This is a genomic window from Mesorhizobium sp. WSM4830 (genome assembly GCF_055811495.1).
Window position 1 is genome coordinate 23,120 of record NZ_JBVVQI010000021.1, and the last position, 26,048, is coordinate 49,167.

Annotated in this window: 26 protein-coding genes; 15 read left to right on the top strand and 11 right to left on the bottom strand. The window is 63.5% G+C overall.

Annotation, left to right across the window (positions count from 1 at the left end; all coding sequences use genetic code 11):
* Nucleotides 1-97: 97 nt before the first annotated feature.
* From pbpC to AC0L2Y_RS23675, 6 genes are all read left to right on the top strand, one after another.
* Nucleotides 98-2,188, top strand: a complete 2,091-nt coding sequence (pbpC, locus tag AC0L2Y_RS23650; RefSeq protein WP_473559825.1) for a penicillin-binding protein 1C — start codon at nt 98-100, stop codon at nt 2,186-2,188.
* 27 nt (nt 2,189-2,215) lie between these two features.
* Nucleotides 2,216-2,929, top strand: a complete 714-nt coding sequence (locus AC0L2Y_RS23655; protein WP_473559827.1) for a M15 family metallopeptidase — start codon at nt 2,216-2,218, stop codon at nt 2,927-2,929.
* Nucleotides 2,930-3,148: 219 nt separating this feature from the next.
* Nucleotides 3,149-4,177 (top strand): sulfate ABC transporter substrate-binding protein, encoded by a 1,029-nt coding sequence (locus AC0L2Y_RS23660; RefSeq protein WP_352491075.1) that lies wholly within the window; start codon nt 3,149-3,151, stop codon nt 4,175-4,177.
* Between the two features lie 18 nt (nt 4,178-4,195).
* Nucleotides 4,196-5,047: a sulfate ABC transporter permease subunit CysT gene (cysT, locus tag AC0L2Y_RS23665; RefSeq protein ID WP_352465239.1), complete on the top strand. Its 852-nt coding sequence runs from the start codon at nt 4,196-4,198 to the stop codon at nt 5,045-5,047.
* Nucleotides 5,040-5,924: a sulfate ABC transporter permease subunit CysW gene (cysW, locus tag AC0L2Y_RS23670; protein WP_292658912.1), complete on the top strand. Its 885-nt coding sequence runs from the start codon at nt 5,040-5,042 to the stop codon at nt 5,922-5,924. Before cysT ends, cysW begins: the two co-directional genes overlap by 8 nt.
* Nucleotides 5,925-5,996: 72 nt before the next feature.
* Nucleotides 5,997-7,037, top strand: coding sequence for a sulfate/molybdate ABC transporter ATP-binding protein (locus AC0L2Y_RS23675; RefSeq protein WP_473559829.1), 1,041 nt, complete (start codon nt 5,997-5,999; stop codon nt 7,035-7,037).
* A gap of 15 nt (nt 7,038-7,052) precedes the next feature.
* On the opposite strand, the gene AC0L2Y_RS23680 is transcribed toward AC0L2Y_RS23675, so the two are convergent.
* Both AC0L2Y_RS23680 and AC0L2Y_RS23685 read right to left on the bottom strand, forming a co-directional pair.
* On the bottom strand, nt 7,053-7,451 hold the full coding sequence (locus AC0L2Y_RS23680; RefSeq protein WP_352771334.1) for a type II toxin-antitoxin system VapC family toxin: 399 nt from the start codon (nt 7,449-7,451) through the stop codon (nt 7,053-7,055).
* A complete protein-coding gene (locus tag AC0L2Y_RS23685; RefSeq protein ID WP_473559831.1) occupies nt 7,451-7,723 on the bottom strand; it encodes an antitoxin in 273 nt (90 codons plus the stop codon). The genes AC0L2Y_RS23680 and AC0L2Y_RS23685 overlap by 1 nt, the downstream gene beginning before the upstream one ends.
* A 283-nt stretch (nt 7,724-8,006) precedes the next feature.
* On the opposite strand from AC0L2Y_RS23685, the gene AC0L2Y_RS23690 reads away from it, so the two are divergent.
* Together AC0L2Y_RS23690 and AC0L2Y_RS23695 are read left to right on the top strand one after the other, a co-directional pair.
* A complete protein-coding gene (locus AC0L2Y_RS23690) occupies nt 8,007-8,993 on the top strand; it encodes a sulfate ABC transporter substrate-binding protein (protein ID WP_352709803.1) in 987 nt (328 codons plus the stop codon).
* Nucleotides 8,994-9,248: 255 nt separating this feature from the next.
* Nucleotides 9,249-9,698 (top strand): RrF2 family transcriptional regulator, encoded by a 450-nt coding sequence (locus tag AC0L2Y_RS23695; protein ID WP_006202816.1) that lies wholly within the window; start codon nt 9,249-9,251, stop codon nt 9,696-9,698.
* A 122-nt stretch (nt 9,699-9,820) separates the two neighbouring features.
* Here the strand turns inward: AC0L2Y_RS23695 and AC0L2Y_RS23700 are convergent, their stop codons facing one another.
* From AC0L2Y_RS23700 to AC0L2Y_RS23730, 7 genes are all read right to left on the bottom strand, one after another.
* Entirely contained in the window at nt 9,821-10,366 is a 546-nt protein-coding gene (locus tag AC0L2Y_RS23700; protein ID WP_473559833.1) for a gluconokinase, read from the bottom strand.
* Between the two features lie 5 nt (nt 10,367-10,371).
* The gene (locus AC0L2Y_RS23705; protein WP_473559835.1) at nt 10,372-11,358 is read right to left on the bottom strand and encodes an ABC transporter permease; all 987 of its coding nucleotides are present in this window, start codon (nt 11,356-11,358) and stop codon (nt 10,372-10,374) included.
* The gene (locus AC0L2Y_RS23710) at nt 11,355-12,335 is read right to left on the bottom strand and encodes an ABC transporter permease (RefSeq protein WP_473559836.1); all 981 of its coding nucleotides are present in this window, start codon (nt 12,333-12,335) and stop codon (nt 11,355-11,357) included. Before AC0L2Y_RS23710 ends, AC0L2Y_RS23705 begins: the two co-directional genes overlap by 4 nt.
* Nucleotides 12,332-13,873 (bottom strand): sugar ABC transporter ATP-binding protein, encoded by a 1,542-nt coding sequence (locus AC0L2Y_RS23715; protein WP_473559838.1) that lies wholly within the window; start codon nt 13,871-13,873, stop codon nt 12,332-12,334. The genes AC0L2Y_RS23710 and AC0L2Y_RS23715 overlap by 4 nt, the downstream gene beginning before the upstream one ends.
* An 80-nt stretch (nt 13,874-13,953) precedes the next feature.
* On the bottom strand, nt 13,954-15,078 hold the full coding sequence (locus tag AC0L2Y_RS23720; protein WP_352709807.1) for a sugar ABC transporter substrate-binding protein: 1,125 nt from the start codon (nt 15,076-15,078) through the stop codon (nt 13,954-13,956).
* 295 nt (nt 15,079-15,373) lie between these two features.
* The gene (gene gntR / locus AC0L2Y_RS23725) at nt 15,374-16,402 is read right to left on the bottom strand and encodes an HTH-type transcriptional regulator GntR (protein ID WP_473559839.1); all 1,029 of its coding nucleotides are present in this window, start codon (nt 16,400-16,402) and stop codon (nt 15,374-15,376) included.
* Between the two features lie 168 nt (nt 16,403-16,570).
* Entirely contained in the window at nt 16,571-17,803 is a 1,233-nt protein-coding gene (locus AC0L2Y_RS23730) for an MFS transporter (protein WP_473559841.1), read from the bottom strand.
* A 174-nt stretch (nt 17,804-17,977) separates the two neighbouring features.
* On the opposite strand from AC0L2Y_RS23730, the gene AC0L2Y_RS23735 reads away from it, so the two are divergent.
* The 5 genes from AC0L2Y_RS23735 (at nt 17,978) to AC0L2Y_RS23755 (ending at nt 21,720) form a co-directional block, all read left to right on the top strand.
* A complete protein-coding gene (locus tag AC0L2Y_RS23735; RefSeq protein ID WP_023675825.1) occupies nt 17,978-18,265 on the top strand; it encodes a DUF3175 domain-containing protein in 288 nt (95 codons plus the stop codon).
* 111 nt (nt 18,266-18,376) lie between these two features.
* Nucleotides 18,377-19,288: a myo-inosose-2 dehydratase gene (gene iolE / locus AC0L2Y_RS23740; protein ID WP_473559843.1), complete on the top strand. Its 912-nt coding sequence runs from the start codon at nt 18,377-18,379 to the stop codon at nt 19,286-19,288.
* A 200-nt stretch (nt 19,289-19,488) separates the two neighbouring features.
* A complete protein-coding gene (locus AC0L2Y_RS23745; RefSeq protein ID WP_352453276.1) occupies nt 19,489-19,695 on the top strand; it encodes a LacI family DNA-binding transcriptional regulator in 207 nt (68 codons plus the stop codon).
* Nucleotides 19,696-19,699: 4 nt separating this feature from the next.
* Nucleotides 19,700-21,166 (top strand): rhizopine catabolism transcriptional regulator MocR, encoded by a 1,467-nt coding sequence (gene mocR / locus AC0L2Y_RS23750; protein WP_473559845.1) that lies wholly within the window; start codon nt 19,700-19,702, stop codon nt 21,164-21,166.
* A gap of 188 nt (nt 21,167-21,354) precedes the next feature.
* A complete protein-coding gene (locus AC0L2Y_RS23755) occupies nt 21,355-21,720 on the top strand; it encodes a GFA family protein (protein ID WP_473559847.1) in 366 nt (121 codons plus the stop codon).
* Nucleotides 21,721-21,749: 29 nt separating this feature from the next.
* Here AC0L2Y_RS23755 and AC0L2Y_RS23760 read toward each other — a convergent pair whose 3' ends face one another.
* On the bottom strand, nt 21,750-22,193 hold the full coding sequence (locus AC0L2Y_RS23760) for an SRPBCC family protein (protein ID WP_473559849.1): 444 nt from the start codon (nt 22,191-22,193) through the stop codon (nt 21,750-21,752).
* A gap of 168 nt (nt 22,194-22,361) precedes the next feature.
* Nucleotides 22,362-23,606, bottom strand: a complete 1,245-nt coding sequence (locus tag AC0L2Y_RS23765) for a DegT/DnrJ/EryC1/StrS family aminotransferase (RefSeq protein WP_473559850.1) — start codon at nt 23,604-23,606, stop codon at nt 22,362-22,364.
* A gap of 363 nt (nt 23,607-23,969) precedes the next feature.
* Here AC0L2Y_RS23765 and AC0L2Y_RS23770 point away from each other — a divergent pair, with 363 nt between their 5' ends.
* Together AC0L2Y_RS23770 and AC0L2Y_RS23775 are read left to right on the top strand one after the other, a co-directional pair.
* On the top strand, nt 23,970-24,944 hold the full coding sequence (locus AC0L2Y_RS23770) for a polysaccharide deacetylase family protein (RefSeq protein WP_473559851.1): 975 nt from the start codon (nt 23,970-23,972) through the stop codon (nt 24,942-24,944).
* Nucleotides 24,945-25,023: 79 nt separating this feature from the next.
* Nucleotides 25,024-25,992, top strand: a complete 969-nt coding sequence (locus tag AC0L2Y_RS23775; protein ID WP_352709816.1) for a rhizopine catabolism ABC transporter substrate-binding protein — start codon at nt 25,024-25,026, stop codon at nt 25,990-25,992.
* Nucleotides 25,993-26,048 lie beyond the last annotated feature (56 nt).

Consider the following 26,048-nt stretch of genomic DNA (forward strand, 5'->3'; position numbering starts at 1 on the left):
AAGGACGGGGAGAGGGGGTCGCCAGCGTTGCGGACAAGCCCCTTCTCCTCGTCCTTCACGGGGAGAAGGTGCCGGCAGGCGGATGAGGGGCGGCGCCATGCTCTCCAAACTATTCCTGCGCCGAGCGGCCATCACGGGCGTTTCCTTCGCCGGTCTCGCCGCAATCGCCGCCGCCGTCCTCTGGCAGCTCGACCGCGCTTTTCCGCCGCCGCTGCCGGCTGCTTTGACGGTCTCGACCGAGGTGCAGGACCGTGACGGCCAGCTGCTGCGCGCCTTCGCTACGCCGGACGGCTATTGGCGGCTCACTACCAGCCTGGACCAGGTCGACAAGCAGTTCGTCGACATGCTGGTCACCTATGAGGACAAGCGCTTCTGGGATCATCAAGGCGTCGACGTGCTGGCACTGGCGCGTGCCGCCGGCCAGTTCGCGACCAGCGGCCATATCGTCTCCGGTGGTTCGACGCTGTCGATGCAGCTCGCCCGGCTGATCGAACCGCGCGACAGCCGCAGCCTCGGCTCGAAGATCAAGCAGATGCTGCGCGCCGTCCAGATCGAACGGCGGCTTTCCAAGCGCGAGATCCTGGAACGCTATCTGACGCTGGCGCCCTATGGCGGCAATCTCGAAGGTGTGCGCGCCGCTTCGCTCGCCTATTTCGGCAAGGAGCCGAAACGGCTGACGGTCTCGGAGGCGGCCCTGCTCGTCGCGTTGCCGCAATTGCCGGAAAAGCGGCGCCCCGACCGCAACCTCGACGTCGCCCATGCGGCCCGCGACCGCGTGCTGACCCGCATGGTCTCGGCGGGCCTGCTCGGCGAACGCGAGGCCGCGCGTGCCGCGCTCGACGATGTGTCGGGGTTGCGGCGCACCTTGCCGGCACTCGCTGCCCATGCGGCCTATGCGATGCTGCCCAAGGCCATCCCCGGCCAGAAACTGCAACTGACGATCCGCAAGAGTGTCCAGGAAGGGCTGGAGCAAGTGGCCAAGGATGCCGCCGCCAGGCTCGGCCCTCGCCTCTCGGTGGCCATGGTGCTGGCCGATTCCCGCACCGGTGATATCCTTGGCGAGGTCGGCTCCGCCGATTTCTTCGATGCCAGCCGTTCGGGCTGGATCGACATGACCAAGGTCGTTCGCTCGCCAGGCTCGACGCTGAAGCCGTTCATCTACGGCCTCGCCTTCGAACAAGGCCTGGTGGCGCAGGAGACGCTGATCGAGGACAGCCCAGCCGATTTCTCCGGTTACCGGCCGAAGAACTTCGACATGGGCTATCAGGGCGATGTTAGCATCAGGCAGGCGCTGCAATTGTCGCTCAACGTGCCAGCGATCCGCGTGCTCGATGCGGTCGGCCCAGCCCGGCTGATGGCGCGCTTTCGCCAGGCCGATGTGAGCCCTATCCTGCCCGTCAACGAGGCGCCCGGCCTGGCAATCGGCCTCGGTGGCGTCGGGGTGACGCTGCGCGACCTGGTTCAGCTCTATACCGGGCTTGCCAATGGCGGCAAGGCACACACGCTGCATGACGGTACCGAGCCGGCGAATGCCGAACGCTCGACCACCACCATCCTCGATGGGCAGGCGACCTGGCAGATCACCGACATCCTGTCAGGCGTCAAGCCGCCCCAGGGTGCCGCCCAACGCGGCATCGCCTACAAGACCGGCACCTCCTACGGCTATCGCGACGCCTGGTCGGTCGGCTTTGACGGCCGCTATGTGCTCGGCGTATGGGTCGGCCGCCCCGACGCCGGCGCGGTGCCCGGCCTGTCCGGCTACATCTCGGCGGCGCCCATCTTGTTCGAAGGCTTTGTCCGGTCCGGCCTGGCCGCCGTGCCGCTGCCAAGCCAGCCGTCCGGCGTCCGGCGTCCGAAGCGCGAGGAGCTGCCGGTGACGCTGACGCGCTTCGGCGCCGGCACCGATGGGCTGGTGCAGGCGACGCCGACCGAACCTGCGCCAACCATCATCTTTCCGCCCGACGGTGCCCGCGTCGATCTCGACACTTCCTCGGCCGACGCCTCGCCGCTGGTTCTCAAGCTGCAGGGCGGCCGCGCACCATTCCGCTGGCTGGCCAATGGCAAGCCGCTGGTCGGCATCGACCGGCGGCGCACCGCAACCTGGCAGCCGGACGGCGCCGGCTATTCGACCCTGACCGTGATCGACGCGGCGGGACGCGCGGCCAGCGTGAAGGTTTTTGTCGAGTGAAAATTTCCCTTGAATAGATTCCGGCAGGTGATTCAGGGGATTGGGTTTTACGCCTTGCTTTCGGCCGCCGGTATTTCCTCGGCCTCTGCTGACACCCTCCCCGCCGGCTTTGTTCGGCTGGCCGACATCGATCCCAGTATCCGGCAGGATATCCGCTATGCCGGCCTCGAAAATTTCCTGCATCGCAAGGTAAGCGGCTACGATGCGCCGGTATGCGTCCTCACCAGGCAAGCGGCGCAAGCGCTTTCGGGAGTGCAGAAAGCGATTGCTGCCGAAAGGCTGACGCTGGTCGTGTTCGACTGCTACCGCCCTGCGCGGGCTGTCTCCGACATGGGTGAATGGACCAGAACGGGCGGCCCGCCGGACCCGCAATGGTACCCGAAGGTCAAGCGCAAGGATCTCATCGCCAAGGGCTATATCGGCGAACTGTCCACCCATTCGCGCGGATCGACGGTCGATGCCGCCATCACGCGGGCCGACCGCAACAGCGCTCCGAAACCGGTCTGCGGCGCGACGGATGCCGACACGCTCGATTTCGGCACCGGTTTCGACTGTTTCGATCCGGCAAGCGAAACGGCTCACCGACCGATAGCCAGTGAAGCGGCCGCTAACCGCAAAAAACTTGTCGAGGCGATGCGTGCCGGCGGCTTCAAGAATTACGCACGCGAATGGTGGCACTTCACGCTGGAGAACGAGCCGTTTCCAAAAGAGCGCTTCAACTTTCCCGTTACCGCCGAATAGCCGGCCGAAACCTTCGGACGCGACGCAGCCATTGCCGAAGAGCTGGCCATCTCTAGTTAATCGCGTCGGGAGCGCGATCATGGTCCATGCGGGGAAAATAGTTCCTCGCATCGCCGAAAGCAGGCGAAAAATTGCTTCAATGAGCCAAAAAAGGCAACATTGATTGCATCTAAATTCTATCAATTCGGTAGATTTGGCGCGAGTTCAACGGAGGCGGAAATGACCAAACCTCATTTCAGGAAACTGCTCGGCGCACTGGTCGCCACATCTGTCCAGTTCGGCACGCTCGGTTTCGCGTTTGCCGACACCACCATTCTCAACGTGTCCTATGATCCGACGCGTGAGCTCTACAAGCAGTTCGACGAGGCCTTCATTGCCCACTGGAAGGCCGAGACAGGCGAGACGGTCACCGTCCAGCAGTCGCATGGCGGGTCGGGCGCGCAGGCCCGCGCCGTGATCGACGGCCTCGACGCCGACGTGGTGACGCTGGCGCTCGAAGGCGATATCAACGCGATTGTCTCGAAATCGAAGAGGATCAATCCCGACTGGCGGACGAAATTCGAAAACAATTCCGCGCCCTACACCTCGACCATCATCTTTCTGGTCCGCAAGGGAAACCCCAAAGGCATCCATGACTGGAGCGATCTGGTCAAGGACGATGTCCAGGTGATCACACCCAATCCGAAGACCTCCGGTGGCGCGCGCTGGAACTATCTCGCCGCCTGGGCCTACGCCAGCGCCAAGGATGGCGGCGACGAGGCCAAGACCAAGGAATTCGTCGGCAATCTCTATGCGCATGTCCCGGTTCTCGACACCGGTGCGCGCGGCGCAACCGTGACCTTCGCGCAAAAAGGGCTGGGCGACGTGCTGCTCGCCTGGGAAAACGAGGCCTATCTGGCGCTCGACGAGTTCGGCGCCGACAATTTCGATATCGTCTACCCGCCGACCTCGATCCTGGCCGAGCCGCCGGTCGCCGTGGTCGACGCCAATGTCGACGCCAAAGGCACGCGCAAAGTTGCCGAAGCCTATCTGAGCTATCTCTATTCCAAGGAAGGCCAGACGATCATCGCCAAGAACCATTATCGCCCGTCGAAGCCCGACCTGGTGCCGGCGGAGGACCTGGCCAAGCTGCCTGAGATCAAGCTGATCACCATCGACGACCCGCTTTTTGGCGGCTGGAAGAAGGCACAGCCTTATCATTTCGGCGATGGTGGTATATTCGACCAGATCTATAAGCCGGCCCAGTAGCATTTAGATCAGGACGACATGACCACAGCACCCGCCAAGGCGGGGTGGCGGTTCAGACAGCCGAGCGTCATTCCGGGTTTCGGATTGACGCTCGGCTTCTCGCTTGCCTACCTCACCATCATCATCCTCATTCCCCTGTCCGGGCTGATCTGGCGCTCGGCGGCGCTCGGCTGGACCGACTTCTGGGCGATCGTCACCGATCGCCGTACCATCAACGCGCTTGAAATCAGCTTCGGCACCGCCTTCATTGCCGCCGCCGTCAACGTCGTTTTCGGCACGATCGTCGCCTGGGTGCTGGTGCGCTACAGCTTTCCGGGCCGCCGCATCGTCGATGCCATGGTCGACCTGCCCTTCGCGCTGCCGACGGCGGTTGCCGGCATCGCGCTGACCACGCTTTACGCACCGAACGGCTGGATCGGAAGCCTGCTGACGCCGCTCGGCATCAAGGTCGCGTATACGCCGCTCGGCATCGTCATCGCGCTGGTCTTCATCGGCCTGCCCTTCGTCGTGCGCACCGTGCAGCCGATCATGGAGGAGATCGACAAGGAGGTAGAGGAAGTGGCCGCCACGCTCGGCGCCAATCGCTTCCAGATCATCAGCCGCGTTCTGCTACCCGGACTGGCGCCTGCTATCGTCACCGGTTTCGCGCTGGCCTTCGCACGCGGTGTCGGCGAGTACGGTTCCGTCATCTTCATCGCCGGCAACCTGCCCTTCAAATCCGAGATCGCGCCGCTTCTGATCGTCATCCGGCTGGAGGAATATAACTACGCCGCGGCGACCGCGATCGCGGCGATCATGCTGGCGCTGTCCTTCGTGATGCTGCTGGTCATCAACCTGGTGCAGACCTGGAGCCGCAAGCGCTATGGCTGACCCGGAGATCAAATCCTACGCGCCGCACCACGAGAGCCAGTCGCCGGCAGTGACCGAAAGCCGCACGGCGAGAACCGTGCTGATGATCGTGACCTTTGCCTTCCTCGGCATTTTCCTGCTCCTGCCGCTGATCATCGTCTTCAAGGAAGCTTTCGCCAAAGGCATCGAGGCCTACACACAGGCGCTGGGCGAACCGGACACGCGCTCGGCGATTCGCCTGACGCTTCTGGTCGCGGCGATCTCGGTGCCGCTCAACGTCGTCTTCGGTATTTCCGCCGCCTGGGCGATCGCCAAGTTCGAGTTCAAGGGCAAGGCGTTCCTGACCACGCTGATCGACCTACCGTTTTCGGTCTCCCCGGTCATTTCCGGCCTGGTCTATGTACTTCTGTTCGGGGCGCAAGGCCTGCTCGGCGCCTGGCTCAAGGCGCATGGCATCGTCATCCTGTTTGCCGTGCCGGGCATCGTGCTTGCCACGATCTTCGTCACCTTCCCCTTCGTCGCCCGCGAATTGATCCCGCTGATGCAGGAACAAGGCAACGGCGACGAGGAGGCAGCCCTGTCGCTCGGGGCCAATGGCTGGCAGGCGTTCTGGTATGTGACGTTGCCCAACGTCAAATGGGGATTGCTCTACGGCGTGCTGCTGTGCAATGCCCGCGCGATGGGCGAGTTCGGCGCGGTCTCGGTTGTGTCGGGCCACATACGCGGGCTGACCAACACCATGCCGCTGCATGTCGAAATCCTTTATAACGAGTACAATGCCGCCGCCGCCTTTGCCGTCGCTTCGCTGCTTGCCGGCCTGGCGCTCGTCACGCTGGTCTTGAAAACACTTCTCGAGATGCGCTACGGCGCCGAGATCGCCGCGACGCGCGGACACTGACAAAATGCATGTCGCCCAAAACTGGGAACCGGCTTTGGGATAACGACATGCATCAACTACAAAGGGATTTGCATGGAAGTTCGCGTTGCCAACGTGCGCAAGGAGTTTGAGCGGTTTCCGGCCCTCCACGACGTTTCGCTCGACATCAAGTCGGGAGAACTGATCGCTCTGCTGGGACCTTCCGGTTCCGGCAAGACGACGCTGCTCAGGCTGATTGCCGGGTTGGAGCGGCCGACCCGCGGAAAGATCTTCTTCGGCGAAGAGGATGCCTCGCAAAAGTCGATCCAGGAGCGCAATGTCGGCTTCGTTTTCCAGCACTACGCGCTGTTTCGCCATATGACGGTCGCCGACAATATCGGCTTCGGACTCAAGGTCCGGCACGGACCGTCCCGCCCGTCGGCGAAGGAAATCCGCCGCCGCGCCTCGGAACTCCTCAACCTCGTTCAGCTTTCCGGTCTGGAAAAACGCTATCCGGCGCAACTTTCGGGCGGCCAGCGCCAGCGGGTGGCGCTGGCCCGCGCCATGGCGATCGAACCAGCCGTGCTTTTGCTCGACGAGCCGTTCGGCGCGCTCGACGCGCAGGTGCGCCGCGAGTTGCGCCGCTGGCTGCGCGACATCCACGACACCACGGGTCATACCACCGTCTTCGTCACCCATGACCAGGAAGAGGCGCTGGAGCTTGCCGACCGCGTCGTGGTGATGAGCCAGGGCCGCATCGAGCAGGTCGGCACCGCCGACGAGATCTACGACACGCCGAACTCGCCCTTCGTCTACGGCTTCATCGGCGAATCGAGCTCGCTTCCCGTCAAGGTCGAGGACGGCCAGGTCTGGATCGCCGACCGGCCGATCGGGCTTTCCGCGCCGCGCGCACCGCAAGGCGAAGCGACGCTGTTCTTCCGCCCGCACGACGTCGATCTGGTGGAAGAATGCAACGGCTGCATCGCCGGCACGGTCGCCGCCAGCCGCCGCGTCGCCGGCACCAGGCGGGTCGAGCTCGAAATCGGCGGCGAACGCCAGCGGGTCGAGATCGAATTGCCCGTCGATCATCCGGCGGCGCAGAAAAGTCGAGTGGCTTTTAGGCCGCGGCGCTGGAAGCTTTTTCCGGCTGCTTGATCCTCTATCCAGGCGCTACACCAGCCAGTTCTCGACCTTCAGGCCTTTGATCCGGTTGAACTCCCCGGTGTTGGCGGTCACCAGGGTAGTTCCCAGTGCACGGGCGTGGGCAGCAATAAAAAGGTCGTTTTGGCCGATGGTCTGGCCCCTGCCTTCCAGTTCTGCGCGAATCGCGCCGTACTCGGCATCCACCGGCACATCGAGCGGCAAGACGGGAATCTCAGCCAGCAATTCCTCAACCTTCTTGTGCAACTTGGCTGATCTTTTCTTGACACAGCCATATCGCAGTTCCGACGCGACCACGATGCTGGTACACACGGCGGCGTCTCCCACGCGCAGGACAGCGCTTGCGGCTTTCCCGGCCGGATTTCGGATCATGTCGCTGACAATGTTCGTGTCCAGCATGAACCTCATCAAAAAAATTCCTCGGATTTGACAGGCATATCCTCGACTTCGGGAAAGTCTTCCTCGGCACCCGGCGGCGGCTCTTTCGCCCATTGCGCGAGCAGTGCGGTGAGGCCAGGTTTGCGGACCGGCTCGATGATGAGGCGGTCGCCTTCACGGCTGATCAAGACCTTTTCGCCGGGAAGTTCGAACTCGACAGGAATGCGCACCGCCTGGCTGCGATTGTTGCGAAACAACTTCGCCTCTTTCGGCGGGGTTGCTGAATGGCGGCGTTGAGGCATGATGACAGCTCCTTGTATATACCATTTGTATATGCCAAACAGCGCGGCGACGCAATCGCCTTGCACCGCGTTGGCCCGCCGGGAACCATCGTGCACGCCGATGGCATAGGCTCCGCTGCCAAGCTGTCCTGAGACTCTGCTTGAAAGAAAAAACTAGAAATCGCCCACAGCGGGAATATTTCTTCTATCGACAACGTGGAGGGGCCGCTCCGCGTCCCTCGTCGCGCACAATGTCTTGCCGCTATGGTCCGGCATTAAGCGCACGGCATTGGAGCCCTGTTTTATGAAGCGATTTTTGCTTGGCGTCGCCACGTTGGCCGGCCTGTTCCTCGCATCCTCCCAAGCCTGGTCGGCCGACAAATTGCTGAACGCCTCTTACGATGTCGGCCGCGAACTGTTTGCGCAGGTCAACAAGGCCTTCGTCGCCGGCCACCCTGGCGTCACCATCGATCAGTCGCATGCCGGGACGTCTGCGCAGGCACGCGCCATTGCCGAAGGCCTCGGCGCCGACGTGGTCACCTTCAACCAGGTCATCGACATCGACTTCCTGGTCAAGAAAGGCCTTATCTCCGCCGACTGGCAGAAGGACTTTCCGGACAACGCCTCGCCTTTCTATTCGCTGCCCTCCTTCCTGGTGCGCGCCGGTAATCCGAAGCACATCAAGGATTGGAACGATCTCGTGCGCGACGACGTCCAGGTGATCTTCCCCAATCCGAAAACCTCCGGCAATGCGCGCTACACCTATCTCGCAGCCACCGCCTACGCCAAGGAAGCCTTCAAAGGTGACGATGCCAAGGTGAAGGAGTTTGTGACAAAGCTGTTCAACAACGTGCCGGTGTTCGACAGCGGCGGGCGCGCCGCGACCACCACTTTCGTGCAGCGCGAGATCGGCGACGTGCTCATCACCTTCGAGTCGGAAACGCGCGGCGTCCGCAAGGAGTATGGCGAGGACAAATTCGAGCAGGTGACGCCCTCGGTCAGCCTGTTGGCGGAATTTCCGGTGGCGATCGTCGACACGGTCGCCGACGAGCACGGCACACGCGACCTCGCCAAGACCTATCTCGACTTCCTCTATACGCCGGAGGGCCAGGACATCGCCGCCCGCAACGGCCTGCGGGCCCGCGACCCGGCGGTCGCCGCCAAATACAAGGCTGAGTTTCCCGATGTCCGCCTGCTGACGGTGGAGGACGTCTTCGGCGGCTGGGCCAAGGTCCAGGCCGAGCATTTTGCAGCGGGCGGCCTGCTCGACCAGACTTACGGCAGCCGCTGACGTCGCCAACCTCGCGAACTGATGGAAAGCCGGCGCTTGCCAGCTTTCCTTCCATTTTGCCCCGCCGAAATTGCAGCTTCCGCACATTCCGGACCGCCCGCCCGCCAAAACGTTACGAAGAATCAACGCGTTTGCGCGCAATATGTCGTCGGACGGCCTGTCTGCGCGAACGGCATCGCACGGCCAAACCGTCATTATTTGCACACAAACAGCCGCCAAATGCGGGTGGTTGGGGCTTTATGGGTTGGTTCGGGCATGCTTACCAAAAAAGGCAAATACGGCCTCAAGGCCCTCGTGCATCTGTCGGGCCTGCCGGTCGGCCAGCTTGCATTCGTCAACGACATTGCGGTCGCCAACAACATCCCCAAGAAATTTCTGGATGCCATCCTGGGCGAGTTGCGCAACGCCGGATTCGTCCAGAGCCGCAAGGGCAAGGAAGGCGGCTATCGTCTCGCCCGGCCGGCTTCCGAGATCAAGATCGGCCATGTCGTGCGCGTTCTCGACGGGCCGCTGGCGCCGATCCCCTGCGCCAGCCGCACGCAATACCAGCGCTGCGAGGATTGCGATGAGGCGACCTGCCAGGTCCGGCACATGATGCTGGAGGTCCGTCAGGCAATCGCCGAGGTGCTCGATAACCGCAGCCTCGCGGCCATGCGCGACGCCGACAATGACGATTTCCCGGTCGAACTGACGTCGCAGATCTAGAGCAATTCCAGGAAAAGTGTGAAACGGTTTTCCCGGGAAAAGCGCGTAGCGCTTTCCCTAGGGAATTGCGCAAAAACAAAGAGATAGAGCGGTTCGGCGTTTCCGTGAAACGATGAACCACGCTAGCGCGCGAGCAGGCTCAAGGCGGTTGCGACGGTGTCGGCGACCGGACGCGTGCCATCCAAGGTTATCGCCGCCTCGTCCGCCGCTGGCGCCTCGAGCGTGGCGAACTGGCTGTCGACCAGGCTTGCCGGCATGAAATGACCCTTGCGATTGCCGACGCGCTGTTTTGCCGTTGCCGGGTCGATCTCCAAATAGACGAAAATGATATCCGGGCAAAAGCCGCGCAGGCGATCGCGATAGCTGCGCTTCAACGCCGAGCAGGCGGCGACCACACCTTGCCCGCTTGCGACCGATGCTGCCATGCGCTGGCCGATCGCGTCGAGCCAGCCCTCGCGCAGCGCGTCGGTGAGCGGCTGCCCGCTCGCCATGCGCGCGACGTTTTCGGGCGGATGCAGCCTGTCGCCTTCGATAAAGACGGCGCCCGATGCCGCTGCAAGCGCTTCGCCGACGACCGACTTGCCGCAGCCGGCGACGCCCATCACCACGATGGCGGATGTCGCTCGTCCAGTGCTCGCCGGCTTATATGCCACGTCTTTCCCGGTCATGCAGGTCAGCGGCTTGCCGGCGCGCGGCCATAGAGCAGCAGCATGGCGACGATGACGACGCCGTAGATGATCTGCCGTCCCGCCTCCGGCATCTGCATGACAGAGAGAATGGATTGCAAAAGCGTGATCAGGATCACGCCGGCGACGGTGCCGAGATAGGAGCCGCGCCCGCCGAGGATCGAGGTGCCGCCAAGCACCACGGCGGCGATCGACGGCAGCAGATAGGCATCGCCCATCGATTGTGCCGCCTTGGAGGCATAGCCGGCCAACAGCACGCCGCCGAAGGCGGAGAGCCCGCCCGAAACTGCAAAGGCGACCATCACCACGCGCCTTGTATCGATGCCGGAAAGATAGGCGGCACGCTCGCGGTTGCCGATGCCGTAGACGGTGCGGCCGAAGCCGGTGCGGGTCAGCACGAACACCATTGCGGCGCCGATCAGCGCCCAGATGAGAACTGCGTTCGGCACGCCAGGAACAGCAAAGCCGGTCGCCAGATAGCGCATCGCACCGGTCGCCGAATCCTGCGGCGAGAAACCGCCGGTGTAGACCACCATCAGCCCCTGCGCGACGGCGTTGGTGGCAAGCGTGATGATCATCGAGGGGATGCGCAGATAGGCTACGCCGATGCCGTTGACGATGCCGATCAGAACACCGCAGAAGATGCCGAACGGAATGGCAAGCGCCACGCCGACGGGACCGTATGCGGCCGCGGCGCAGGCCATCATGGCGCCGGCCGCCACCGACCAGGGCACTGACAGGTCGATCTGGCCGAGCAGGATGACCAGCATCATGCCGGTGGCGATGACGCCCAGAAACGACGCCACCTTGAGCTGCTGCAAAAGGTATTCAGGCGACAGGAAGCTGCGCGAATAGAGGCTGCCGAGGAACAGCAGCAGCACGATACAGGCGAACGCCGTGAGCACCGCCGGATCGGCGCGGCGGAGGAATTTCGGCATGCGGCCGGCGAGACCGCTCACAGTCGTTTCGCTCACAGGAACCACTCCAGCCGGTTGCGGACCCGAAACAGGGCGAAGGCGCCGAGGCTGACCGCGATCAGCAGGATGACGCCCTGGAACAGGGGCTGCCAGAGCGGATCGAAATCGAAGACGAACAGCAGGTCGCCGATGGTGCGGAAGGCAAGCGCGCCGAAGATCGCGCCGATGGCGCTGCCCTTGCCGCCGAACAGCGACACGCCGCCAAGCACGACCGCGGCAATCGAAAACAGCGTATAGGCGTTGCCGCTGGCATAGGCCGCATCGCCGGTATAGGTGAAAAACGTCAGGAACAGCCCGCCGATCGCGGCAAGCAGCCCGGCAAGCGCATAGGCGGCGAACTTTCCACGCCGGATCGGCACGCCGGACATGTAGGCCGCCATCTCCGAGGAGCCGGCTGCATAGGCGGCCCGGCCGAGCACCGACCGGCTGAACGGCACCCAGACAACGAGCACGACCGCCAGCAGCGTCACCAGGCTCGCCGGCACAAAACCAAACAGGCGCCCTGTCAGCGCATCGGCGAGCCCTTCATTGACCGAGCCGCCCGGAAACGGCCGAAGCAGCAGCGCGATGCCGAAATAGACCGCGCCGGTGGCGATGGTGGCTACGATCGGCTGCAGGCGTCCATAGATGACGATGGCGCCGTTGATTGCCCCGCACAGCAGCCCGGTGCCGAGCACGGCGATGACGCCGAAGGCGGTCTCGATGCCGGTGCCGACGACCAGCCACGACGCCAGGCAGTTGGTCAGCGTGAAGATCATGCCGACCGAAAGATCAATGCCGGCGGTGATGACCACCAGCGTCTGCGCCATCGCGACGAAGGCGAGCAGCACGCCCTTGTTCGAGGCGGTCTGCACGATATTGGCGGTGAAACCCGCTGGGTGGTTCGAGGTGTAGATGACGAACATGACGACGAAGATGCCGAACGCCAGCAGCGTTCCGCGCTGTTCGGCAAGCCAGTAGCGCCAATCCTTCACGCGTCCGCTCCTTGCCTTGGCATCTCTTCGTGAATGTTGAGCGCGCTGGCGATCAGCGCCCGTTCGGTGATTTCGGCGCCGACCAGTTCGCGCTTGACCGCCCCGTCATAGAGCACCAGCACTCGGTCGCAACAGCCGATCAGCTCGTCATAGTCGGTCGAATAGAAGAGGATCGCCGCACCCTGGTCGGCAAGCTTGCGCATCAACTGGTAAAGCTCCTGCTTGGTGCCGACATCGATGCCGCGCGTCGGATCGTTAAGCAGGATGATGCGCGGCTGCCGCATCAGCCATTTGGCGATAACGACCTTCTGCTGGTTGCCGCCGGACAGCGCGCCGACCGGAATGTCGAGCCCGGCCGTCTTGATCGCCAGAAGACCGACCATGTCGTCGATCAGCCGCTGCTCAGCGGCGCGATCGATGATGCCGGCCCTGGACAGCCGGTCGAGGGCGGCGAAGGAGAGGTTTTCGCGCACCGTCATCGGCAGCATCAGCCCCTCGGTCTTGCGGTCCTCCGGGATCAGCGCCATGCCGATCCGGTCATCGCGTGCGGCGGCCGGGCTGGCAATCGCCACCGGTCTGCCGTCGATCAGGATCTGGCCCGACAGGCCGCGCAGCACACCGAAGAAGGCGAGCAGCAATTCGCGCTGGCCCTGGCCATCGAGGCCGCCGAGGCCGACCACCTCGCCCGCCCCGACCGACAGCGAGACATCGTGCAGCCGATCCGTCCAGGACAGGCTGCGCGCCTCCAGAACCGGCGTGGCTGCAGCACCCGCCCGCGCGGGCTTGGGCGGAAAGATGTGGCTGTATTCGCGCCCGATCATCAGTTCGACGACCTCGTTGTCGCTCTTGGTGCCGGCCGCATAGCTGGCGACATTGCGGCCATTGCGGAATACCGTGCACTGGTCGGCCAGTTCGGCGATCTCGTTCATGCGGTGCGAAATATAGAGCAGCGCCAGCCCTTCGGAACGCAGCCGCTTCAACACGGCGAAAACCCTGGCGACGTCAGCCGCGGTCAGCGCCGAGGTCGCCTCGTCGAGGATCAGGATGCGTGGCTTGCGCGCCAGTGCTTTGGCGATCTCGACCATCTGCCTTCTTGAAAGAGGAAGATCCTTGACCAGCGCCAGCGGATGGATATCGGAGGCGCCGGCGCGAGCAAGGGCTTCTTCGGCGATGCGGCGCTGCGCCTTGCGGTCGATCATGCCGAAACGCTTCGGCGGATCGGAAATGACGATGTTGTCGGCAACGCTGAGTTCGGGGACGAGCGACAGTTCCTGGAAGATGCAGACGATGCCGGCCTGGTTGGCAGCGGCCGGCGAAGCGAAGCTCACTTCGTTTCCGTCCAGCATCATGCGGCCCTCGTCGGGCGCGACGACCCCCGCCATGACCTTGATCAGCGTCGATTTGCCGGCGCCGTTCTCGCCGAGAATGGCGTGGATGCTGCCTGGAGTGACCGACAGCTCAGCCTTCTCCAGCGCCCGCACGCCGCCATAGCGCTTGGATATGCCTTCCATGCGGAAGAGCGGAACCGCACCGTCCATCGGCCCTCCCCAGGCGCTTGGCAATCAGGATGTCGAGCGCCGACGCCGCGGAATTTCCCGCGGCGTCGGGCTGTCGGAGTTTACTGGTTTTCCTTGCTCTGGCCCATGATTTCCTGCGCCGTGAAGTTGATGCCGCAGGTCGGGAAGGAATTGCCGACGAAGAAATTGTCGGATTGGTCGGGGAAGAAATCCTGGCCTGCCTTGAAGTTCGGATCTTCGACGATCGCCAGCGGCAGCTTGACCGCTTGCGGCACGACCTGGCCTTCAAGTGCTGCAATCGCCGTCTTGATGGCAACCGCGACCTGAGCCGGGCCGGTTCCGGCCGACGAGCATTTCAGGCCGTCAGCGGCGAACTTGGCACAGAATTTGCGGAAGCCATTCTCCGTCTCGCCGCCGAACGGCACGAACGGATGCTTGGCATCGATCATCGCCTGCACGATGCCGGTATCGCCGCCCTGTCCGGTAATGCCGTCGAAGGGGCCGTTGGTGGCAATGGCATCGGCCGTAGCCTTTTGCGCAACGCCGTCATCCCACTTGCCGACGACCTCGGTGACATCCCATTTCTTGCCGGAAGCGTCGAGAACCTCGTGGATGCCGTTATGGCGGTCGGTGTCGACGGACGTGCCTGCAACGCCGCGCACCTCCAGCACCTTGCCGCCATTCGGCACGTGCTTGACCAGCCAGTTGCCCCACAATTCGCCAAGGCCTTTCTGGTCGACATTGACGTTGATGGCATCCTTGGTGTCGAGGATGTTGTCGAAGGCGACCAGCACCACGCCGGCTTCCTTGGCCCGCTTGATGACAGGGCCGAATGCGGTCGGGTTCTGGGCGTTGACGACGATCGCGTCATAGCCGGAATCGATGAAATTGTTGATTGCCGAAATCTGGGCCGGCACGTCTTCGCCGGTCGAGACCACCTTGAATTCCTTGAGCTTGGCCGCGACCTCCGGCTGCGCTGCATAGGCTTTTGCCGTCTGCACCATCTGGATGCGCCAAGTGTTGGCGATGTAGCCGTTGGCCAGAGCGATGCGGTACGGGCCGTCTTTCTTGGGAAACTTGAAGAACTGCGTATCGGCCGACCACGGCGCGAAGCAGTCAGGCTCGGCCGATGGCCCCTTGACGATTTCAGGTTCGGCGATCGCCGACGAGCTCAGCATGACGAAAGCAGTGGCGGCAACGATACCGCCAACGAGTGACTTGATCATCGATATTCCTCCCAGTTGCAGTTTTGTTTGTTCTTACGCCGATGAATTTGCGCGTTTCCGGCCCGGCACCTCCCGCCGTACCCGTTGCGCGTTCAGGTGGCCGAATGCCGACCCGATCCCCTCCTTTGTTGCCCGGCTAGTCTCGCAAAAACTATCATATTATACATAATAAACAAGCATGAGCTGTCGCTTATGTATAATAAACAGCCTGCCATCTTCGGGGCGAAGTACCGCCCGGCGATAACTGGTAGCGCTACCATGACGCTGTGTAAAGGCCATTGCGTTGAAGCTCGCTTCAGCGCGCCGTGCTCTCACGTTGCTTGAGCTCGAAGCCGAGGTCGACGACCCGCTGTTCCGGCCTGTTGCCTTCGATCGCCGCAAGCGCCATGGCGACAGCCCGTCGGCCGATCTCGTAACGGTAGGTCCGAACGCTGGTGACCGACGGAAACGCCACTTCCATCATGTCGAGATCGTTGAAGCCGACGATTCCGATCGTCTTCGGCACGGCGATCGAAGCGCGATGGCATTCGAACAGCACGCCAAGGGCGATATCGTCATTGTTGCAGAACACGCCGTCGAGGCTCGGCACCTTGGCCAGCGCGTCGCGGAACAATTCGCGGCCGAGGGTGACGCTGGAGGGCACCGGCGTCGTGGTGGTGAGCCGCGCATCGAACAGGCCGGCCGCCTCCATCGCCGCGCGATAGCCGGCAAGCCGCCGCTGCGAACGCGGATCCATGCGCGCGCCGATAAAGCCGATCCGGCGATAGCCTGCCTCGATCAGATGTTCCGCAGCCGCCTTGCCGCCCTGGAAATGTGAGAAACCGACCATCATGTCGACCGGATCGGGCCCGGTCTCCATCACCTGCACCACCGGACAGCCTGCCGTTTCCAGCAGCTTTCGCGACGCCGGCGTCTGGTCGATGCCGGCCACGATCAGCGCCGCCGGGCGTTGCGGGCCGAACACCTGCAGCAGCCGCTCTTCCTCAAGGCCGGAATAGTGGGTGTTGCCGAGCTGGATGCGGAAAGGGCCGTCCGACAGGCTGTCGTAGATGCCGCGCACCACTTCGGCAAAGACGTTGTTGGTAAGCGACGGCACCAGGACGCCAAACACCTCGGCGCGCGCCGAAGCCAGCGCCCGCGCATTCGGGTCGGGCACATAGCCGAGCTCATTCACGGCGGACTCGATCTGGCGGCGCAGGTCTTCCGAGACACGCCCCGGCTCACGCAAGGCGCGCGACACGGTGATGGCGCCGACGCCGGCCTTGCGGGCGACATCGGCGATGGTCGGGCGGCCGCCGCCACGGCGTGAGCGCGGCTTGATCACCGTACTCGTCCCGACGCCGGGCAACCGCCCAGACGCGATCGTGAGACGATGTTCAGGGTCTTTGCCACTGCCGCCATGCCAACCTGGCCCATTGCACCTTGTCTGGCGTCGCGCAGCCTTCGGCTATTGTCAAGCGATGCCGGAAAGACTGATCCGTATCGCCGTGCTTCAGGCCGTCACGGCAGCGCTGCGCCGGGCCTTCCACAGCAGCAGCACCATGGCCGAAATGTTCAGCAGGTTCCAGCCGATGCCGTTGAGGAACGCGGCGGCATAGGAACCGGTCAAATCGTAGATCCAGCCCGACATCCAGCCGCCGATAGCCATGCCGAAGATGGTCGCCATCATGACGATGCCGACGCGCTGGCCAGCCTCCTTGGCTGGCATATATTCGCGCACGATGATCGCATAACAGGGCACGATGCCGCCCTGCGACAGACCGAAGACCAGCGAGACGACATAGAGCGAGGCAAGCCCGTCGAACGGGATATAGAACAACAGCGAAAGGCATTGCAGCACAGAGCCGATCAGCAGGGTTTTCACGCCGCCGATGCGATCGGCAAGGAAGCCCGAGCCAAGCCGGCTGACGACGCCCGCCGCCAGCATGATCGACAGCATATCGGCGCCATGCGCGACGCCGTAGCCGAGATCCATGCAGTAAGCGACGATATGGACTTGCGGCATCGACATCGCAACGCAGCAGCCGAGCCCGGCGACGATGAGCAGCGCCTGCAAGGCCGCCGGCGACAGCGAGATCGGCTGGACCACGCGGCTGCCTAGCGACCCGGGAGCCGCCTGAGGTGGTGCGCCGCGCCGGAGCAGCAGGACCAGCGGCACCATGGTGACCAGGCAGACGACGCCGATCGCGGCATAGGTGAAGCGCCAGCCTTGCGCCTGCATGACATAGGGCATCGCCGTCGGCCAGATCGCTCCGGCGAGATAGTTGCCGGACGCGGCAGCCGTCACCGCGACGCCGCGGCGCCGATTGAACCAGTGCGAGATGTCTGCGATCAAAGGGCCGAAGATCGCCGACGAGCCGACGCCGATCAACAGGCCCTGGACCAGGGTGAACTGCAGGATCGAACTGGTCAGCGACGCCAGCAGGAAGCCGGCGCCAAGTGTAATCGCGGCAATCAGCGCCGGGATCCAATACCCCATGCGGTCGATGGCGCGGCCGAACAGCACATTGCCGGCGGCAAAGCCGACCATGGTCGCGGTGTAGGGCATCGAGGCAGCGGCGCGATCGACGCCGAATTCTGCCTGCACGGCGGGCAGCACCACGACCACCGCCCACATGCCGACCCCGCCGATCGTTGCCAGCAGCATCGAGATGCCGAGTCGTATCCATGCGTAGGTGCTGTCGATGCCGGAACTTCCTGCCTGGCTTGAGACGATTGGGGTCAAGGCGTTTCCTGTCCGCAGTTCTTGAATCGGCGGTTCTGACCACTATCGGCGCATTCGCATCGCCGAGCAGCGCCACGACAGGCAAATCCGTGGCTCCAGGGATTCGGGCCGAGGTGGAACAGGGGTGCGCCATAAGGCGTTTTCCCGGCAACGACCTAGTGGAAGGAGTTTGCCATGACCGCGCAACGGAAATGGTCCGCCGACGTCACCGAGCACAGCGACGCGCTGGACCTAGAGGAACACATCTTCGAATCCCACGATCCCAAGAAGATCGCCGCCTCTTTGAAGCGATCGGCCGAGCACAGCGATCGACGCAAGGCAGGGCCGTTTCAATCCGCCATGTCGATGCTGAATTTCTACATCAACCGCGCCGGCAAGAACCTGCCGGCGGCGCAGAAGAAAGTGCTGGAGGACGCAAAGGACGAGCTGCGTGCCCTCTTCGGGCGCCCCAAAGAGGACTAGGGTTAACATTGGTTCTGCCAAATTCGGCTGAACTGGACCTAGTGACAGGGCCTCTTTGTCGCCAGTTTGCAGGCTCGGCTTGTATTCCCAAGCCTGCAAAAGCCTGGCGTCATGACGGTCAAGATCGGCATCAATCCCATCACCTGGAGCAATGACGACGTTCCGGCGCTTGGCGGCGATACGCCCTTGGAGACCTGCCTGTCGGAAACCGCGCAGGCCGGCTACCGCGGCACCGAGCTCGGCGGCAAATTTCCGCGCCAGGCTGAAGTGCTTGGGCCGCTCCTGTCCTCCTATGGCCTGGAACTCGTCTCCGGCTGGTATGATGGCCGCATTCTCGACCGCACGGTCGACGAGGAATTCGCGGCGATTACCCCACATCTGCAGCTGTTGCGCGACCTTGGCGCCAGGATCGTCGTCTACGCCGACACCTCGCGCGGTCGCCATGACGGCATTTTCGCGCCGATCTCCGAGCGTCCGCGGCTCGCCGATCGGGACTGGCCGTCCTATGGCGAGAAACTGACCGCCCTCGCCGACCGCATGGCCGCATTCGGGGTCGGCATGGCCTTCCACCACCACATGGGCACCATTGTCGAGACGGACGATGAAGTCGACAGGCTGATGACGGCGACGGGCCGAAGCGTCGGCCTGTTGTTCGATACCGGCCACTGCCTGTTTTCGGGCGGCGACCCGCAATCGCTGCTGCAACGGCATCTCGACCGCATCGTGCATTTCCACTGCAAGGACGTTCGCAGGGCGGTGCTGGAACGGGCACGCCGCGAGGACATGAGCTTCATGGCGGCGGTAATGGACGGCATTTTTACCGTGCCCGGCGACGGCTCGGTCGATTTCCTGTCATTGCTGAAACCCCTCGCCGCGCGCGGCTATGAAGGTTGGATCGTTGTCGAAGCTGAGCAGGATCCGGCCAAGGCACATCCGCTGACCTATGCCAGCAAAGGCTATTTCTCGTTGCTCGCCACCGCCCGCGAAGCCGGTTTCGAAGTGGCGACGCGACAGGCAGACTGACCGGACCGTATTGCGAGCCGGAGGAACATGATGGGCGCGCGCCTCGATGGGGTTAGCGACGCGAAAGCGCCCGGCGATCCGCGCCGTCTTGCTCCCTGTGCGGCGCGGATCGCAGAATCCCGGCTCCGGATTTCAAACCCCGACTTTCAAGCTTGAGGCCGGCCGGAAGCCGTGCCTTGATGCAACCGAGGAGGAGCGACATGGCTTTCGAAGCTGCGCTTGGCATGGAACGGCTTTGCACCATCCGGGAGATCGCCGAGAAGGCGGAACTTGGCGCCGCCACCGTGCATCGCGCGCTGAAGAACAGCCGCGAGATCCGCCCCGAAACCAGGCGACTGGTGCTCGATACCGTCTGCCGGCTCAACGAGGAAAAGATCGCCCGCGCCGCCCGGTTCGTCGGGGGATAGTGCCGTGGCCGACCACATGCGCCTTTCCCTCGACATCATGTCGGTCGACCGCGCTTCGGAAGAACCGATGCATCGTCAGATCTACGGCGCGTTGCGACGCTTCATCCTTGACGGCCAGATCCCGCAGAACACGCTGCTGCCGTCGACGCGCTCGCTGGCCGAAGATCTGAAGGTCGGGCGCAACACGGTCATCGCCGCCTATGACCAGCTCCTCGCCGAAGGTTTCATCGAGGCGCGTGCCGGATCGGGTACCTGGGTGGCGCCGATCCAGCAGAACCGTCCCTTGGCGTCGCTGCGCGCCGGTCTGGCAGCGCCGCAAAAGCTGTCGCGGCGTGGCCAGACCATCGTCAACGGCCCGCAACCGCCGCGCAATGCCGGCGTCATCAATTTCCATCCGGGCGTGCCTGAAACGGCATCGTTTCCGTTCACCATCTGGTCAAGCCTTCTGGTGCGCAATGCACGCAGCCGCGACGAGAGCCTGCTTGGTTATCTCTCCTTTGCCGGCCACCCCGGCCTGCGTCAGGCTATTGCCTCGACCATCGGCCTGTCGCGCGGCATCAGCTGCACCGCCGACCAGGTGATCATCGTCACCGGCGCGCAGGCAGCGCTCGATCTCGTCTCGCGCGTGCTGATGGACGAAGGCGACCATGTCTGGATGGAGGAGCCCGGCTATCTCGGCGCCAAGAGCGCCTTTCTCGCCAGCGGCGCCAGATTAGCACCGTTGAAGGTCGACCGGCGCGGCTGGCATCTTGCCGATCCGGAGCTGCCGCCGCCGCGGCTGATCTATGTGACGCCATCCTGCCAATGGCCGTTCGGCACCATCATGCGCATCGAGGAGCGGTTGCAGCTGCTCGACATCGCCGAACGCAACGGCGCCTGGATCGTCGAGGACGACTATGACGGCGAATACCGGTTCCGCGGCCGGCCGGTGCCGGCGCTGCGCGGGCTCGATCATGCCGACCGCGTTGTCTATATCGGCAGCTTCGGCAAGACGCTGATCCCGGCGCTGCGCATCGGTTATCTGATCGTGCCGCGCGAATTGTCGGTGCCGTTCGACCGGGCGGTGAGCATCACCGGCCAGTTCGCGCCGCTGATCCTGCAGGCAACGGTCAACGACTTCATCACGCAGGGCTATTTCGCCACACACCTCAAGCGCACGCGCCGGCTCTATGCGCGCCGGCAGGCGAACTTCGTCAAGCTGTGCCAGGAGCATCTGGCCGAATGGCTGACCGTCACGGAAAACGATTCCGGCATGCAGCTGCTGGCGAGCTTCGTCAGGCCCTACAACGACAGTGACGTGGTCGCTGCCGCCCTCAAGGAGGGGCTCGACGTCCAGGGCATCTCCATCAACTACCACTCTACTGAACCCGAGCACGGCCTGCTGCTCGGCTATGCGGCGATGGACGAACGCCAGATCCTGCGTGCCGTGCTGGCGCTGCGCGCCGCGTTTCTGAGGTTGGACAGAAGCTAGGGCAAGCGCGTCATCTCGTTCACCGCGGTTGCAACAATCGCCCGAGGCGATTAGAAATACGCCATCGGTCTTGGTCCTTCGCCGCGTTCGCGCAAGGAGCCACTCACAAGGCCGAACCTCCCCGAAAACCAGAAGCATGCCGCCGCCGTATGAGCCGGCGACGCATTCATCTGAATCATGAGGATTCCATGAGAATCGCATCCTGTGCCTGCGGGCAACTGAGGATCTCCTGTGAGGGAGACCCGCGACTGGTCGCGCAATGTCACTGCCTCGACTGCCAGAAACGGACCGGCAGCACATACGGCGTCGCCGCCTTCTTCGCGCGCGACAAGGTTGAAGCCCACGGCGACGCCAGTACCTACAGGCGGTCGGCTCGGAGCGGCCATCACGTCACTTTCCATTTCTGCCCGGGCTGCGGCTCGAGCGTTTTCTGGGAGCCCGAGCGAAAGCCAGAATGGATCGCCGTCGCGGTCGGCTGCTTCGCCGATCCCGCCTTTCCGGTCCCGGCGCACGTTGGGTGGGAAGAACGGCGTCATTCCTGGGTTTCCGGTTAGCGACGCCAACCAGCCGGGGCAGCTTTATCTTACTGGTTGATCTCGGGTTCAACGAGCTTCGCCAGATTTCGCAGCGACTCCTGCCAGCCGAGATAGCAGGCCTCAACCGGGATGGCGTCTGGAATACCGGCCTGCGTGATATTCACTTCGGTACCGACCGACACTTTCTTCAATGTCACGGTCACCTCGATCTCGCCGGCCAGGTGGGGGTCGTCGAACCGGTCGGTGTAGCGCAGTTGCTCATTGGGCACGAGCTCGACATATTCGCCGCCGAACGAGTGGCTGTCGCCGGTGGTGAAGTTGCGGAAGGACATTTTGAACGTACCGCCGACTTTCGCCTCGAAGTGATGAACCGTGCAGGTGAAGCCGTTCGGCGGAAGCCATTTCGCAAGTGCATCCGCTTCGAGGAACGCGCGGTAGACTTTCTCCGGACTGGTTGTCAGAACGCGGTGCAGACGTACGGTGCCGGGCATATCGCTAATCCTCCATGTTGGTGATCGATGCCCCCTAGGACGAGCGGAGCCCGGCCTATCCGACACGGGCCTGCGTATTTTTTGACGACCGGTTATGCCGCCGGAATCTTCGCCCGGCCGCCGGACATGGAACTCGGCCGCAGCGTAGCAAATCGCGCCGGATCTGGTCTAGTTCACACTGTCGAACTTCTGCAGATCAACCGGTGCCGCCTTGCGCAATTCGACATCATCGAGCGAAGCATTCTCCAGCGCCACCCGCGCCGCCGCGTCGATGTTGTGGATCATGTCCTGAATGTCGGTATCGCTGTGCACTGGGTTCATGGCGACCATCACGGTGCGGTTGAGGATGTCGAGCGAGCGCTTGCCGAGGTCGTCGGAATAATCCAGCCGCAGGCCCTGGTTCTCGGGCAGTGCGTAAGGGTTGAGCGCCGGATGATGCGCGCCTTCATGCATCAGCACCTGGTCCCACTGGGTGAAATTGTGACGGCCGGTCTTGCCGGCGACGACGCTGGGAATGGTCTTCGAAAAAGTCTGCGCCGCCTGCTCGCTCGGCAGCAGGTACATCACCTGTGCGGCACAATCGTCGTCCGCGCTGTTCATCGGCGACGGCGTCAGCCCGAGATTGCTAAGGTGGCGGGTACCGGCCAGCACCGTCTTCTTCTCGGCGCGCATCGCCTCGATGATGCCGTCCAGCCGGTCGAGCTGGACGTTGAGCATCGCCCCCATCAGCTCCGAGGCTCGGGCGCCGATGCCGGCGAAGGGTTTGATGCTGTCGCTCCTGCCCTGCCAGTAGAAATGGCAAGGGTCGATGGCGCAGCGCGCCCGCTCCGCCACTTTCGGATCGCTGGTGGCGATGCCGCCGCCCTCGCCCGAGGTTATATTCTTGAAGTAGTTGAAGGAATAGGCACCGGCATGGCCGATCGAGCCGAGCTTACGGCCCTCATAGCCGCCGCCGATGCCCTGGCAGACATCCTCCAGCACCAGCAAGCCGCGCTTGGCAGCGATGTCCATGATCGCATTCATGTTGCAGGCCGCGCCCCACATATGCACCGGGATCACCGCCCTGGTGCGCGGCCCGATGGCTTCGCGCAAGGCGATGGGATCGATGGTCAGGCTCTCGTCGATGTCGACGATGACGGGAATGGCCCCGACCGAGAGCACCGCGGTCGCGGTCGCCATATAGGTGTGCGCAGGCACCAGCACTTCGTCCCCCGGGCCGATGCCGAGGCCGATCAGGCCGGCCGCGAGCCCATAGGTGCCGCTGGCGGCCAGCGCGAAATGCTCGACGCCAAGATGCTGCGCATAGCGGGCCTCGAAGCGGTCGCATTCGCTGTCCTTGCCGTAACGAAACAACGCGCCCGAGCGGATCACCCTGGCAATGGCTTCGATTTCCTCTTCGCCGGCGGTGTACATGACAGGCCTCCAAGTTACTTGGTAGTTTGGGTCACTTGATAATGTGGTCGCTTGATGGTGTGGACAGCTGTAGGCTTGTCGGCACAGTTTGAAAGAACCACTCCGCCGCTATTCGACCAAGCCATCTGCGCCCGGAAGACGGTTCCTATGATTGGTTTTGAACCCTGATTGGGGAAATCGGCAGCTAAGTGTCTCAGCCGGCAGGCAAATTGTACCCATCCGAATTCGCCAAAGTGGCCCTGTCGGAAAGGCAGGTTTCGGCGTTCCATTCCGGCCAGTTGGGCAAACGGTTGGTTCCATGAAATACGGGACACACTTTGGAAGACCCCCGAAGCCGGTATGCCGGCGGGAAGGCGGCCATTCGTGAACGCCGCCGGCTCCAGCAAACGGATCGTGCTCCACGAGGACGATGTCGGCATGTGCCACGGCGCCAACAGCGCCTTCCTCGAATTGAGCGGACTGGGTGTCTGCAGTTCCGGCGCGGTGATGGTGCCGTGCCCGTGGTTCCTCGAAATGGCCGAAAGCGCCGTCGCCAACCCTGGCCTCGATCTCGGCGTCCACCTGACGCTGAACAGCGAGAAGCAGCATTACAAATGGCGGCCGTTGACCGCGCCGTCGCGGGCGGCGGGCCTGACCGACGAGTTCGGCTTCTTGTGGCCCGACGTGGCGACCACGCGCCGCAAGGCGGTGCCGCAGGCGGTCGAGGCCGAGCTTCGCGCCCAGATCGACACCGCCTATCGCGCCGGCATCGACGTCACCCATCTCGACGCGCATATGGGCGCGGCATTGTCGCCGGAATTCTGCGACATCTACATCAAGCTCGGGCTCGAATATCAGCTGCCCGTGCTGCTGACCAAGACCCTGTCCGCCTATTCCCCCAACGACAATCTGGTCGGCGTCACCGAGGAGGCGTTCCAGCGCGGCGTGGCGCTGGCCCGCGCCGGCGGCTTTGCCATTTTCGACGCCGCGATCCAGACGACCTGGGGCCGGCCACGTTCCAGGCCGATCGAGCCGGCTTACAAAGCGCTCATCGAGGGTGTGCGCGAGGGCCTGACCTTCTTTTGCCTGCATTGCAACGCGCCCGGTGAACTCGAGCTGATCGAGCCGCGCTCCGCCTATATCCGCACCGAAGAGTACGAGCTGTTCCGCGACCAGGGCTTTCGTGACTGGCTCGCCGCGCAGCCGCTCGAAGTCATCGGCATGAAGCCGTTGCGCGAGGAGCTTCGCGCAACGCTCTCGGCCGGGCGATCATCAACAACGGCCCGCGGCAGCAACGCGGGCGAACAGCGACTTGCGTCGGCAAAGGCCCGCAAAGCGGCCACCCGATCCACGACGTGAGCCGATCGTCGCGGCCGGAAAACGGCGCCAGAGGGATTGGACAAGGGATTGGAACTGCAACGACAAATGGGAGAATAAGATGAAAACTCTTCTGAAAGTGGCATTGGGCGCCTTCGTTTCGGCGGGCCTGATGACAGGTATCGCGCATGCCGCGGGCCTCAAGGATCCGAAGGACGTCCGCATCACCTTCGTGGTGCATGGGTCGGCGTCCGATCCCTATTGGTCGGTGGTCAAGCGCGGCGTCGATGACGCGGCCGCCCTCACAGGCGCCAAGGTCGAATATTACGCGCCGCAGGTCTTCGACGTGGTCGAGCAGGCCCGGCTTCTGGACGCCGCCATCGCCACCAAGCCGGACGGCATCGCCGTCTCCATCGCCGACGCCAATGCGCTCGGCAAATCGGTCAAATCCGGGCTTGCCGCCAACATTCCCATGGTGGTTCTGGATTCCGGCGAAAAGGAAGGCGCCGAGCTCGGCACGACGCTCTATGTCGGCACCGTGTCCGAATATGATTCCGGCAAGAAGGCCGGCGAGCGGCTGGCCAAGGAAGGCACGCTCAAGGTCGTCTGCATCAACCACGAGGTCGGCAATGTCAGCCTCGACCAGCGCTGCCAAGGCCTCAATGACGGGCTGAAGCCCTCCGGCGGCGGCACCGAGGTTCTGGCCGTGGCGCCGGATCCGGCCGACATCCAGCGCCGCACCGAAGCCTATCTGTCGGCGCATCCCGACACGCAGGCGGTCTTTGCGCTCGGCGCCACCGCCGCCAACCCACTGATCCCGATGTTCCGCGACAAGGAACTGTTCGGCAAGCTCAAGCTCTACACTTTCGACATCAGCCCGGAGGTTCTCGACTCGGTCGTGGCCGGCGAAATTGGCTTCGGCATGGACGCCCAGCAATATCTGATGGGCTATCTGCCGGTGATCTATCTGGTCGAGCAGGCGACGCACGGCTTCTGGCCGCAGAACAACGCCTATACCGGACCGCTGTTCATAGACTCGCCGGAAAAAGCGAAGGCGATCCTGGCCCTCGCCAAAGAGGGCATCCGCTAGGCAAGCGCTCCGATGGAACGGGAGAACGCGCCAAGCGCTCTCCCGATCCGTTCGAA